Raw genomic sequence first — 13,020 nt, 5'->3', positions numbered from 1 at the left:
ATTAATTCAAAACTTAAAACTTAAAACTCATCACTAACGAAGGGACAAGGAGAGAATTTATTTCTCCTCTGCTCTTCTGCTTCCCTGCTTCTCCGCCTTCTTATGCTGAGGCGGGTTGGAGTTTTTGGTAATCTCGCTTTCTTGGTTCTACAATGCGGGGGCTAACTTGGTATTTTTCCGCTGCTTGGGTCATGGTTAATTCTAGTAATTTTTCAGATCCTAATTGTTGTTTTTCTGTAGGTTTAATTGGGTCTATTCGTAAAGCTTTAATTATTTCAGATGCGATCGCTTTTGCCAACAAAGGTGGTACGGAATTTCCTACTTGTCTAAAACCATGCCATTTAGTTGAATGAAACCGGAACCAATCAGGGTAAGAATGCAATCTGGCTGCTTCTCTAACTGTAATACACCTGGGACTAAATGGGTGAATTGGTCGGGGTGATGTAAAAGCACCTTGATTACTCGCTGTTCCCGCTCTTAATGTGTTACAAATCCCTTCGGGATGCAATTTGTAAAAACGGCTAACTGGTTCAATTTTGCCGGGATTTGTCTTTTCAAATCTCTGCATTGCTTCGTCGGAATGTTTGGTACGCAAACTGGCGGTAATGATTGTTGAATCAAATTCTCTTGGGTAGCTGTAATCATTTTCTTCTACTATCAAACTGCGGAGTTTAGCGGCATAATTGCTGGGGATACCGTATTTAGTAATTACCCAATCTCTTGTTAATAACTCTGGGTGATTTTGCACTTCTGGTAAATCTCCGATCGCTTCCCAAACTGTAGGAACTAAAGGTAAGGTTGAAGTGGTAATTTGTTTTGTTTTTCCGGCTCGTTTGGAGTTGGTTGCGGTGATTGGTTCGGGATATTTTGGTAAGGGTAAATCTTGCCGACAACCTAATAAAAATACTCGCGATCGCGCTTGTGGTACTCCATAATGAGCCGCATTAAGAACTTGGTAATTTTCGATTAATTGATAACCATTTCCTTGCAATTGTTCAATAATTTCTCCGAGCAATTCCTGATGTTTTCCTATAGTTAATCCTCGGACATTTTCTAAAACAAAATATTTAGGTTTTAATTCTAAAACTAATCTGACAAACTGCTTGAGTAAAGCATTGCGCGGATCTCCTAAATCTCGTTTTCCAATTAAAGAAAATCCTTGGCAAGGAGAACCACCAAATACTATGTCAATTTCGCGATCGCCAATTTGCGAAAGCTGCCTAATTTCTGCGCCAGTTATATTGTTAATATCCCGGCATAAAGTAGTCCAAAAAGGAAAGTTATACTCGTGTGTGGCGCAATGAATTGGATCTATTTCTACAGCAGCTAATACGTCGAATCCTGCTTGTTCAAAACCAAGCGTCATCCCACCAGCACCTGCAAATAAGTCTACACCAATAGGCCGTTTTTTGCTGTTCATGCCATATTCTGCTCAATTTTTCCTGCCTAAGAATAAGCTGCAAATTAACTTATTCTTTGTATAGCTAACCCAGTATTCGGAATAATACAACAAAATCTTTGGCTGTGGCTGAATTTTTGCCGTCAAGTTACAAGAGGTATACTTTAATGCGTGTTTTGTAATCTATCTAGGCAGATTTTGTTACTTGAGGTTGAGTAAATGATTAATATTAATCCCCATCAATACTCTTAGTTAATTCTGACACAAACAGGCGGCTATGCGGCGACTCGGAGAGATTTTTTGGCGATCGCTTAAGTCCGCTATATTTTCTGATTTGGTTGAAATGGTGTATACTTGCCACCTAAAGCTTCGACGATCGCTTTAGTATTAGCAACCATCATTTTTATGTAAGTGTCTCCATCGCTACCAGCTGCGCCAATTGAATCAGAATAAAGTTGCTTTGGTGCTAATTTAACTCCGGCTTCTTGGGCTACAGTTTTAATTAAAGTTGGATTAATTGTGGTTTCGGCAAAAATCGCTGGTACGCCCGATTTTTTCAAAGCATCGACTAATTTTTTGACTGTTTGGGCACTGGGTTGTTCTTCCGTACTAATGCCGATTAATGTGCCGAAAATATCCAGTCCATACCCACGACCATAATATTGAAAAGCATCGTGACTGGTAACTAATTTACGTTTATCTGCGGGAATTGTGCTAATTTGTTGGCTAATCCAAGCGTCTAACTGTTGCAATTCTTGGGTCAATTTTTGGGCATTTTTAGTAAATACTTGTTTGTCTTCTGGTGATAATGCAATCAAAGCGTCACGAATTGCACTCACCATTTGAATGACATTTTTTACATTACCCCAAACGTGAGGATCGGGGACTACTTCCCCTTGACCTTTGTCTAATTGTAAAGGTTTGACTACCTCTCCTGCTGCCAATTTTCGCGCCTGAATACCGGAAGCATTCATTAACTTTATTAATCCCGGTTCTAAGTTATAGCCGTTGTAAACTATTAATTTGGCTTTTTCTAACGCCAAGCTGTCAGCGGGTACTGGTTCGTAAACGTGAGGATCAGCACCTGGTTGCAAAATTCCCTTTAACTGAATTTCGTCTCCTCCTACTTCTGCTGTCAAGTCGGCGAGGATGGTACTAGTGGCGACGACGTTGGGTTTTCCGTTTGTTTGCTGGGGACGGTTAGCGGTTTGGGGGTTACAACTAAGTAAGCCGAAAACTAGGAGGGAAAGGGTTAAAGCTTTAACGGTAAACTTAGCTTGCGTCCTGTTAGAGTTGTGAATAATTAGTTTCATTTATCCTTGCTATTCATTCCTTTTATAGATGTTTTCATAATTGTCTCATTTTTATACTATGCTCAGAGAAGTACGATCGAATCGAGATGATGAAAACTATTAGCTTACCCACAGATGAACATTGGACGCAGCAAGTTTGCCAGATTAGGGATATTCCCAGGATTACGGTCGATCGCTTGGGGGTCAAGTATCGCACGGTAGAGGCGTTGCGCGACGTTAGTTTTACGTTGAATTGTGGTAGAGTGACGGGAATTATTGGCCCAAATGGTGCGGGAAAAAGTACCTTACTAAAAGGGATGTTAGGGTTAATTCCAGTTAGTAATGGTACAACAATTTATCAAAATCAACCTTTGATGGATCAGTTAGCGAAAGTTGCGTATGTACCGCAGCGATCGCAAATTGACTGGACTTATCCTGTTACAGTTTGGGATGTGGTAATGATGGGTAGAGTCAGAAAAACGGGATGGTTTCGCCGCTTTTCTAATGTGAGTCGTAAAATTAGCGAAACAGCGTTAGAAAGAGTGGGAATGAGTGATTTTTGCGATCGACCGATCGGACAACTTTCCGGGGGTCAACAACAAAGGGTATTCTTAGCTAGGGCGTTAGCGCAAGAAGCGGAAATTTTCTGTTTTGATGAACCCTTTGCTGGCATAGATCAAAAAACAGAAACGGTAATATTTGAAATTTTCCGCGAACTAGCTAACGAAGGCAAATTTGTCTTAGTTGTGAATCACGATTTAGGCGAGTCGATCGCTAATTTTGATGATTTAATTTTATTAAATCGAGAATTAATTGCCGCAGGTTCTAGAGAAAAAGTATTTACCCAAGAAAACCTTTATCACGCCTACGGTGGACAAGTGATTTTCTTCCAAGGAAAAGCAGCTTAAATAAGTTTTGAGTTTTGAGTTTTGAGTTTTGAGTTAAAGAGAATTACACAACTACTGCAAAATAACTCCTGTTTTTCCGATCCAAAAAACCTGTGTTTTCTCTGCGTTCTCTGCGCCTCTGTGGTTTCATCACTTAATTAGAGATAAAACCCAGTATATTCCTTCTGCCCTCTGCCTTTCTTCTAAATTATGCTGGAATCCTTAATTGAACCATTACAATATAGTTTCATGCAACGATCGCTAATTATTGCCATATTAGTTGGCTTAATTTGTGCGGTTGTGGGCAGTTATTTAATGGTACAAAGACTAGCTTTGCTAGGAGATGCCATTAGTCATTCAGTGTTACCCGGATTAGCGATCGCCTTCATTTTAGGTGCTAATATTTTCATTGGTGCTTTTATGGCGGGAGTGATTAGTACGATGGCGATCGCATTTATAAAAACTCGATCGCCCATCAAAGAAGATGCCGCAATGGGAATAGTATTCTCCGCCTTTTTTGCCTTGGGAATTACCTTAATTACCATCATCCAAAAAAGCAACAAAATTGACCTCAATCACTTCCTATTTGGCAATATTTTAGGAGTCACATTTGACGAAGTTTGGGACACCGCAATTATTGCTGCAATCATCTTATTTGTGGTAGGATTACTTTACAAAGAACTACTTTTTTATACCTTCGATCCACTAGGCGCACAAGCAGCAGGTTTACCAGTTAATATCCTCAACTTTGGTTTAATGTTACTCATCGCCTTAACCATAGTTGCCAGCATGAAAGCAGTGGGAGTAATACTAGTTTTAGCATTATTAATTACTCCCGGAGCAACAGCATATTTACTAGTAAAACGCCTTCACCAAATGATGATTTTGGGTGCAGGAATTGGAATTGTTTCGAGTATTTCGGGAATGTATCTCAGCTATTTTTACAATTTACCTTCCGGCCCTGCCATAGTCTTAGTCGCATCAGTATTTTTTATCTTAGCACTACTTTTTAGCCCCAATTACGGCATCTTCACACAGAAAAATTTCAATTTGGGACAATCATCACTATGGCGAGAATTAAAGCAACTATTTCGTTAACATACTTCTAAAATCCTATGACTGTTCGCGCTTTTTTTCGATCGACAAAAGTCAAAACTGCTACCTCACCTTACGACACAATTCATCTTAAAGTATTCTATCCCGCCCAGATGTCCGGGAGTGAATTAGAAAAAACTCAAGGTATCATTCCAGCAGATGTAGAAAAAGCACCTTTCCCTGTAGTAATTTTCTTTGGGGGAGTCAACTGTGGGCTAGAAAATTACCAATGGTTAGCCGTTAAACTAGCAGAAAAAGGAATAGTAGTAGTCACCTTTGCTTGGGTAGCAGAAAACTTTCCCGGAATTATCGCCTTAACTCCGGGAGTTGATACCCAAATGTTAAAACCTGACACTTACGGAACTGCGCCCACTGCCTCCGCTTTACCCGCCTTATTAGCTGAATTAGAAAGCTTACAAAAAGAAGGTTTACTAGCAGGAATGCTAAACTTACAACAGGTAATTTTAGGCGGACATTCCGCTGGTGGAAGAGTTGCTTTAGAAAGTGCTAACCCGGAATTTTTCCCCCAAGTTGCTGCCGCTTTTGGCTATGCTGTGCATAGTGCTGCCCCAATAATGTTAGGTTTTCCAGCAGATACTTTTTTACCCCTACCTTCGACATTACCAATGTTGTTAATAGGTGGCACTTGTGATGGTGTCATTACTAACAGCAGACACATTTATGGTATAAAAGAAGATAGTCCTACTAGGTCAATGATGCGAACTTTTCGGGAGGCAATTACCGCAAATCGAAATGATACCTATTTAATCATAATTGAAGGAGCAAATCATTATTCAATTGTTCATCCCCAAGACCCAACTACTGACAGAGCATTTTTAGATTTTCCCAATACCCAACCGCAAGAAAATATCCGTTCTTTAATTGAAGAATCAATTTCTCTGTTTATTGATGCTCATGTTCGCCAACAACCAGAAGCATTACCAGCACTTGATAAAATGAAAAATGAATTGCACCCTTTAATTGCCACTTTTGAGCGCAAATGAACCAGTGTGAATAACAATAAACTTCACGAATACTTTTCTCGTAACTCAGAAAAAACTTGAGATGATGGTTCTCCAATAGCTGTTTTGCGATTAATATCTTCCAATCGTTGGGTTAATTCTATATCCCAAGCAGTTTCTAGATTATCATCTATACCCTCATCAAGAGAATGAATTAAAAAGTAGGCAATTTCAGCCCGCTCTTTTGCAGAAAGCTGAGAAAGTTCGAGTTTAAGTTTTTCCGCAGTTTCACTCATGCTTTAGAGTCTCCCCAACAATTCTAATTACAGACTCAACTATCCGATCTTAAATGGTTTACGGGTATATTGCGATCGCATCCAAAAACCCACATAACCCGCCGTAGTCTCAACCTCTGGTGGAGTATCCTAGTAACTAAGGGTTTAGGAGAAGAAAAATGTTAGCGAGTTACATTGACAAAGCAATGGAATCTGCTACCTACGAGATTATTGAAGAAGATAAGACCTATTGGGGTGAAATTCCAGAACTACAGGGAGTTTGGGCAAATCAGCCAACTCTAGAAAGCTGTCGTCAGGAATTGCGAGAAGCTTTGAGCGATTGGCTTGCCCTTCGTCTTAGATTGGGATTAACCATTCCTGTTATTGCAGAAATTAACCTGAATCTCCTCACTGAACCTCTGACTACCGCTTAAAGATGCCCAAACTAACCCCCATCTCTTGGTTTGGTCTAGTTCAACGACTACGCGAACTCGGTTTTGAGGGACCATTTTCTGGTGGGAAACATCCTCAAATGCGTCGTAATGAACTAACGGTAATTATTCCCAATCCTCATCAAGGCGACATTAATGTAGGACTTTTGCAACGCATTTTACGTCAAGCGGGAATTACACGCGAAGAATGGTTTGGAGAATAGAGACAAACAGTAGTTTCTTTCACTGTCAACATTCAGTTGAATAAAAGGTTAAAGGTGAAAATTCACCTTTAACCTTTTCCTCATTTACCTAACTTTTGTTAGAAGTTTAGTTACAAATCCAGAATCATTTTTACCATTGGTTCGCCTAAAATACGTTCTGCCCGGAAACCTAATTTCTGACTGATACGTTGCATTGCCATATTATCAGTGAGAATGTCGGCTGTAACTCGACTTAAGTTTTCATCACGGGCTATTTGTAATAGTCGCCGCAGAAATTCTGTACCTAAACCTTTATGTTGATATTTGTCAGCAATTAACAGTTTACCGGAAATTTTGTGAGATGTAACAAGACTCAACCATTGGGGGAATATTGCAGGTGTTTCTTCTAGCAAGTCGAATTGATTAATCAACATTTGTACTGCTTGTTCTGTTTTTTCTACTGTCCATCCTAGTCCATTAACAGTTATGGGACGAGTGGCTACAACCCACAATTCCGTGATAACTTGAGCGGTAATAAAGCACTGACCACCTTCTACCAAGATTTGTGAAATAGCATTGCTTATCAGGTTATATTCGGTGGAGTCACTATCAGTAAATCTGAGAATAATATTAGTATCTAGCAAATAGTTGGTCATCTGCCTCGATCGTCATAAATGTTTTCTCGGCGTAGAGCTTCATGAGATAGATTAACATTACTTTTAGGAAATTGAGCAACCCATTTACGAAATTGCTCGGCTTTTTCGATTGACGTTACATTTTTTTGATTGTTTGCCTCTTTTTGTCTACTAGAGAGCTTTTCTTGAAAGAGTTTTTGGTCTTCAGGCGAGAGGTTTAACACCATTTCTACGAGAGAATTAACTAGCTGTACATTCATAGTTTTTTCTGATATTTTTGAGCTTGTACTCTATTATATCGAGTTTTAGATTAAACAAAAAACGCGAAGAATTATCTAAAAAATTCTCCGCGTTTGTGCATTCCTGATGATATAATTCTTTTACAAATCAAGAATCATTTTTACCATTGGTTCACCTAAAATACGTTCTGCCCGGAAACCTAATTTCTGACTGATACGTTGCATTGCCATATTATCAGTGAGAATGTCAGCAGTAACTCGGCTTAAGTTTTCATCACGGGCTATTTGTAATAGTCGGCGCAGAAATTCTGTACCTAAACCTTTATGTTGATATTTGTCAGCAATTAACATGGAAAATTCGGCTTCATCTGTACCATGTAATTTGCTTAATCTGCCGATACCAATAATCTGGGTTTGTCCAGTTTCGGGGTTATTGTATTCTGCTACTAATGCCATTTGCCGATCGTAATCGATAAAACACATCCGCGACAATCTTTCATGAGTCGTTCGCTGACTAAGTTTTACTAAATGTGCGTAACGCAGATAAACTGACTCTTCCGAAACCATTTTATGAAAATCAACCACCAAAGGTTCATCTTCGGGACGAATGGGACGGATAGTAACTTCTGTGCCATCTTTCATCGTCCAAGGTGCAACATATTGGGTGGGATAGGGACGAATAGCTGGTTTTGGCAGTTTATCTTCGCTAATCTCTCTTTCTTCGTGCAGAACTACGCGAGCGTCAAGGGCAATTAACCTGTCTGGTGAAGCAAGTAGCGGGTTAATGTCGATTTCCTTAATCCAAGGTTGTTCGACTACTAACAAGCTGAATTGTACTAATAACTGTTCCAATCTGGCTAAGTCAACTGGTGGACGACCGCGAACTCCTTTCAGGGCGGTGTAGATTTTGGTTTGTTCCATCATCCGCCTTGCCAAGGTAGAATTCAAAGGCGGTAATGCCAAAGCGCGGTCTTTGAATACTTCTACTAGTTGTCCACCTGTACCGAACAGTAGCACAGGGCCAAATTGTGGGTCTACACTACTACCAATGATAATTTCGTAACCTTCGAGGTTGAGCATTGGTTGAACAGTTACGCCTAAGAAGTGTTCTGCACCGACTTTTTCGGCTACTGCTGACTGAATCCCATGATAGGAACGTTTGACTGTTTCGGCATCTTTTAGTAGTAATCTGACTCCACCTACGTCTGTTTTGTGGGTAATGGTTTCGGAATAGAGTTTAAGAACTACTGGATAACCAATTTTTTCGGCAAGACTAACTGCTTCTTCTTCAGTGGTGGCTATTTCTGTGGGAACTGTGGGAATGTTATAACTGGCGAGTAGTTGTTTAGATTCGTATTCGGTGAGGATGGTTCTACCAGTTTGTTTGACTGAGTGTATGATTGATTTTGCGCTTGTACGATCGCACGCTTTTTCCCCACAATTGTCTGGTAATATCGGAGTCTCATATAAACCCCGCAAATTATAACTGTACTGCCACATCAAGTTAAATACATGAGCCGCTGTGTCGGGATAGGGAAAAGTGTAAACGCTGGCGCGGTTGAGAATAGCTTCTCCGGCTGCGACTTCTTCGCCACCCATCCAACTAGCTAAAATTGGTTTGCGCTTAACAGGGTTTGTTTTCAGTTGTTCTACCACATCCTCAGCTGTTTTTGTCGGGTCGGACATGGCTTGCGGTGTCAAAATAATTAATATCCCGTCGCTGTTCGGGTCTTTTAGTGCTATTTCTAGGGATTTGCTGTACCGTTCGGGGTCTGCATCTCCTAAAATATCGATCGGATTGTGAGTACTAGCTGATGCTGGCAATATTGGTTTGAGTTTCTCAACGGTTTCGGAAGAAAGTTCTGCCAGTTCTCCTCCACCTGTAATTAAAGCATCAGTGGCTAATACTCCCGGCCCTCCGGCATTGGTAAGAATAGTTAAGCGTTTACCTTTGGGACGTGGTTGTTTGGCTAAAACTTCCGCCATATTGAACAAGTCGTCAATGGTGTTGACTCGCAATACTCCACTGCGACGGAATGCGGCATTTAATACTTCATCGCTACCTGTAAGGGAACCTGTGTGAGAGGCTGCGGCTTTGGCTGCGGCTTCTGTTTGTCCGACTTTAATCACTATAATTGGTTTACTTAAGGCAACTTCTCTGGCTGCGGAAAGGAACGATCGCGCATCTCCGATCGACTCCATGTATATTACAATGCTCTCTGTGTGGGGGTCATCACCCAAATAATAAATTAAGTCACCCCAATCTACATCTAACATTGAACCAATGGAAACGAAGGCACTAAAACCGACGTTTTCTTGGAAACTCCAATCTAAAATTCCGGTGCAAAGTGCGCCACTTTGACTGATAAAACCTACATTTCCCGGCAAAGCCATTTTACTGGCAAAGGTGGCATTTAATCCTGAAACTGGATTCATTACACCCAGGCAGTTTGGCCCGATAATTCGCATTCTGCCGCGACGGGCTTGTTCGATTACTTGCCGTTCTAATTCTAATCCCTGTGCGCCAATTTCTTTAAATCCGGCAGAAATGACGATCGCACCCTTAACTCCCGCATCCACAGATTCGCTAATTACTCCTGGTACAGTGGCAGCAGGTGTAACTATTACCGCTAAATCTACTTTTTCGGGAACTTCTCCGATGCTGGGATAAGCTTTAATTCCTAATACGCTGGGACGTTTTGGGTTAACCGGAAAAACTGTACCGCCAAAAGGACTACTAATTAAATTCCAAAGTATTGTCCGTCCGACACTACCTAATTTTTCCGTTGCGCCAATTACGGCAACATTTTTTGGCGCAAAAATAGCATCTAATGGTTGATGTTCATATCTCAACACATCATGTGCTGGGTCGTTAGTTGGTTTTATATAAGTTTGCATTGAGCGTTCCTCTTTATCAACTCATTTTTTTGAGTCGCCGCCTCTTCTCCAATTTAACTATTTTGTTTTCCCACTGTCGGTTGGATAGAATACTTTACTAATAAGTTAACAAATCAAATAAAAACGCTACATTTTAGTAGCGTTAAGTTGGTAAATTATACAATTTTCTAACAGAATTTATTGAATTTTTGGGGAATTTCTTTAGGTTTGCTGATTAGCTAGTTTGAGGTTTGGCGACGAATTTTCATAATCGCCAGCAAATTTTACAATTGCTAAATTGCAACCTTTCCATTCACCTCTTACTGAGACTCCCAACTTTTCACAATATCCACCACGTCTTCCAGTTAATTTGTAGTAATGACAACACCGACAATTTGAGGCTGTACTGTTTGACGCTTTCATTTCTGGGATTCCTAATCTATTTGTTTGTGAAACTCAATTCATTGTTCTTCAGTAAATTATGCAAGAGCTTTTTGAGAATTAGGGATAATAAGTTGGGTTTGTATGCAAAATATTGCATTTTTTTATAAAACTTTACGCCATCAAATCATAAATGTATTAATATTGACAATTTCCCTAAAAATAGCTTGGACAATATTCATTTCTCTTACTGCAAAACTATAGCCAGTGTCAGTATTACAGGATACTTTTTGGGAGATAATGATCGTAGGGATTTGGTAGTAGGTAGTGGGATTCCTACTAGCTACTAAGAGCCTGAATCAATTTGAGTTATTAGCAGCGATCGCAAAGGTGTAAACTATGTTATACAGCAGCTTTACGTTGGCGAAGAGCATATCGCAGTTGGCTCAGAAAAAGCCAAGGCTGAGGGGGCGGTTTTTGAAGTTGGAGGGGAAGACGGTGGCGATCGATCTGATGGATTATGCTTTACCTCCTGTAGATTGGATTTTAGGCTTTTTAGTTTGGATGGTGCCAGAGAGGTAATTTAATAGTTGGCTTCTCGTAGATAAAGCGATCGGTAAACTTGATTAAATCCTACTGCGTTACTAAGTTATGAAAATTTTCCAAAGCTATCAAAACTTTCTGACTGAGCAACTATCTAAAACCTCGAAATTTGATGGACGCTTTCTATTACTGGTAATTTTAATCCTGTATTTTCTGCCAATATTATTTACCTCAAAATTTTTCACTTATTACCCTGATTCATGGAGTGATTCCTATTTAATATATCCCTTAGTTTCCAAGATGCTGCCTCCCTTTGCCGATATGCGAGTGATTACTGCTGGCGCTGAATGTATTCGATTAGGCTATGACGTTCTCATTAAAAATCCTTGCGATCCTTGGCACCGTCCAATGAACTATCCACAAATTTGGGCAATTCTTGCAAATTGGGGACTTAATCAAAGTCATACAGTTGCTCTGGGAATCCTTTGTGGATTGCTATTTTTTGCCTTAACCTTTGTTACGATCAAACGCTTAAACTATGTTGAGTCCTTGCTTTATGCACTGGTTTTGTGTTCTCCTTCAGTAATGTTAACTGTAGAACGAGGTAATAACGATCTGATTATATTTATAATCTTAGCTTTATCTTTATTAGCTATAAAAGGCAGGAATTTAATTCAGCGTTCTTTGGGCTACATTCTCATACTATTTGCGGCAATTTTAAAGCTGTATCCAATATTTGCTCTAATCAGCTGCCTCAAAGAAAAAAGGCGTAATTTTTTCTTGATTTTTCTAGCTCTGGTAATTTCTTTTGGTATTTATGTAATTGGAAATCTTGAAAGCCTCTATCTGGTTAGTAAAGCAACTCCTAGAAGCACATTTCTTGCTTATGGAATTAAAGTTTTGTTTAATGTTTTTTTACTAGAACTAAGTAACTTTTCTATTATTGTGTTTAAACAAGGTTTTATAAAATTTTTTCAAATAGTTATGCTAATAATATTTAACATAACTATTTTTATAGTGATACTTAAAGCCTATGATTTAGCCAAAAATGAAGAAGAATTTCATCAGCAAGAAAGTGAATGGGAAACCAATCAAATAGATGTTTTTCGCATAGGAGCGAGTATATATCTTGGCAGTTATTTAATAGGTAATAATTGGGACTATCGGTTGATATTTTTATTATTTACTATACCACAAATATTAGCTTGGATAAAAAGTAGAAATTGCTTTGCAAAAATATCTGGTTTGGCGTTAGTAGGAATTATTTTAACCACTTGGATAAGTTATGATACCTACCGATTTTTTTATTTAGATGAAATCATTAATTGGCTATTGTTTCTTTTTTATGTTTATACTTTGATTTTAACTTTACCAAAGTGGTTGAAAAGTTATATGTATTTGCAACCAAGAGATTTGGAAGCCAGTAGTTAGTAAGGCAGAAGGGATAATTGCTCAGACTGAATAAACGGGATTCGATTGTAGTGCGTGACTTCACAATGTTTCTGGATCGAGTTCTTGAGTTTATTGCCGCGATCGCACTTTCTTCCGAGATAGTCACTAATGTCTTGGGAACTAGCTTATAGGTGGGTACAAAGGCACAATTAGCCGTTTTCTCGATCGCATTCTCCTTTGATCCCCAACCGCTTCCCGCTTGATCCCCTATATTTCACAGGTGAAAACCAGGGGGTTGTCAAAAATCTGTATAGCAGTATACCATAGATACAGAACTAGACAGCGATCCCAAAGAAATTACAAGAAAAATTACAAATGTTGCCAATTTGACCCTTGTCTGGGTTGCCGA

General features: G+C 39.4%; 14 protein-coding genes. 7 read left to right on the top strand and 7 right to left on the bottom strand.

Annotated features, from left to right (window positions below; translation table 11 throughout):
• Positions 1-100: 100 nt before the first annotated feature.
• Together ACE1CA_RS03250 and ACE1CA_RS03245 are read right to left on the bottom strand one after the other, a co-directional pair.
• Positions 101-1,420 (bottom strand): DNA cytosine methyltransferase, encoded by a 1,320-nt coding sequence (locus tag ACE1CA_RS03250; RefSeq protein ID WP_413281233.1) that lies wholly within the window; start codon positions 1,418-1,420, stop codon positions 101-103.
• Positions 1,421-1,719: 299 nt separating this feature from the next.
• Positions 1,720-2,712 carry a metal ABC transporter substrate-binding protein gene (locus ACE1CA_RS03245; RefSeq protein ID WP_486517636.1) on the bottom strand — a complete coding sequence of 331 codons (993 nt, stop codon included), beginning with the start codon at positions 2,710-2,712 and terminating at the stop codon, positions 1,720-1,722.
• A gap of 89 nt (positions 2,713-2,801) precedes the next feature.
• Here ACE1CA_RS03245 and ACE1CA_RS03240 point away from each other — a divergent pair, with 89 nt between their 5' ends.
• The 3 genes from ACE1CA_RS03240 (at position 2,802) to ACE1CA_RS03230 (ending at position 5,677) form a co-directional block, all read left to right on the top strand.
• Entirely contained in the window at positions 2,802-3,599 is a 798-nt protein-coding gene (locus ACE1CA_RS03240; RefSeq protein ID WP_413281307.1) for a metal ABC transporter ATP-binding protein, read from the top strand.
• 189 nt (positions 3,600-3,788) lie between these two features.
• Positions 3,789-4,676, top strand: coding sequence for a metal ABC transporter permease (locus ACE1CA_RS03235; RefSeq protein WP_413281235.1), 888 nt, complete (start codon positions 3,789-3,791; stop codon positions 4,674-4,676).
• Positions 4,677-4,693: 17 nt separating this feature from the next.
• Positions 4,694-5,677, top strand: coding sequence for an alpha/beta hydrolase family protein (locus ACE1CA_RS03230; protein ID WP_413281236.1), 984 nt, complete (start codon positions 4,694-4,696; stop codon positions 5,675-5,677).
• A gap of 23 nt (positions 5,678-5,700) precedes the next feature.
• On the opposite strand, the gene ACE1CA_RS03225 is transcribed toward ACE1CA_RS03230, so the two are convergent.
• Positions 5,701-5,931, bottom strand: coding sequence for an addiction module protein (locus ACE1CA_RS03225; protein ID WP_413281237.1), 231 nt, complete (start codon positions 5,929-5,931; stop codon positions 5,701-5,703).
• Between the two features lie 158 nt (positions 5,932-6,089).
• Between ACE1CA_RS03225 and ACE1CA_RS03220 the strand changes: the two genes are divergently transcribed.
• Both ACE1CA_RS03220 and ACE1CA_RS03215 read left to right on the top strand, forming a co-directional pair.
• Complete coding sequence (locus tag ACE1CA_RS03220; protein WP_413281238.1) at positions 6,090-6,344, top strand: type II toxin-antitoxin system HicB family antitoxin; 255 nt, start codon at positions 6,090-6,092, stop codon at positions 6,342-6,344.
• Positions 6,345-6,346: 2 nt separating this feature from the next.
• The gene (locus ACE1CA_RS03215; protein WP_413281239.1) at positions 6,347-6,565 is read left to right on the top strand and encodes a type II toxin-antitoxin system HicA family toxin; all 219 of its coding nucleotides are present in this window, start codon (positions 6,347-6,349) and stop codon (positions 6,563-6,565) included.
• A gap of 110 nt (positions 6,566-6,675) precedes the next feature.
• Here ACE1CA_RS03215 and ACE1CA_RS03210 read toward each other — a convergent pair whose 3' ends face one another.
• The 4 genes from ACE1CA_RS03210 to ACE1CA_RS03195 form a co-directional block, all read right to left on the bottom strand.
• Positions 6,676-7,200, bottom strand: a complete 525-nt coding sequence (locus tag ACE1CA_RS03210; protein WP_413281240.1) for a GNAT family N-acetyltransferase — start codon at positions 7,198-7,200, stop codon at positions 6,676-6,678.
• Positions 7,197-7,439: a hypothetical protein gene (locus ACE1CA_RS03205; protein ID WP_413281241.1), complete on the bottom strand. Its 243-nt coding sequence runs from the start codon at positions 7,437-7,439 to the stop codon at positions 7,197-7,199. The genes ACE1CA_RS03210 and ACE1CA_RS03205 overlap by 4 nt, the downstream gene beginning before the upstream one ends.
• 120 nt (positions 7,440-7,559) lie before the next feature.
• The gene (locus tag ACE1CA_RS03200) at positions 7,560-10,316 is read right to left on the bottom strand and encodes a bifunctional acetate--CoA ligase family protein/GNAT family N-acetyltransferase (protein ID WP_413281242.1); all 2,757 of its coding nucleotides are present in this window, start codon (positions 10,314-10,316) and stop codon (positions 7,560-7,562) included.
• Between the two features lie 201 nt (positions 10,317-10,517).
• Positions 10,518-10,718 (bottom strand): hypothetical protein, encoded by a 201-nt coding sequence (locus ACE1CA_RS03195; RefSeq protein ID WP_413281243.1) that lies wholly within the window; start codon positions 10,716-10,718, stop codon positions 10,518-10,520.
• Positions 10,719-11,075: 357 nt separating this feature from the next.
• On the opposite strand from ACE1CA_RS03195, the gene ACE1CA_RS03190 reads away from it, so the two are divergent.
• Both ACE1CA_RS03190 and ACE1CA_RS03185 read left to right on the top strand, forming a co-directional pair.
• On the top strand, positions 11,076-11,258 hold the full coding sequence (locus ACE1CA_RS03190) for a hypothetical protein (protein WP_413281244.1): 183 nt from the start codon (positions 11,076-11,078) through the stop codon (positions 11,256-11,258).
• 69 nt (positions 11,259-11,327) lie between these two features.
• Positions 11,328-12,650 (top strand): hypothetical protein, encoded by a 1,323-nt coding sequence (locus ACE1CA_RS03185; protein WP_413281245.1) that lies wholly within the window; start codon positions 11,328-11,330, stop codon positions 12,648-12,650.
• The last annotated feature ends 370 nt before the right edge of the window (positions 12,651-13,020 follow it).

It is taken from the genome of Floridaenema evergladense BLCC-F167 (assembly GCF_041929205.2).
GTDB classification, from domain to species: domain Bacteria; phylum Cyanobacteriota; class Cyanobacteriia; order Cyanobacteriales; family Aerosakkonemataceae; genus Floridanema; species Floridanema evergladense.
The sequence above is the reverse complement of the archived record's forward strand: the minus strand, read 5'-3'. Positions and strand labels throughout refer to the sequence as shown.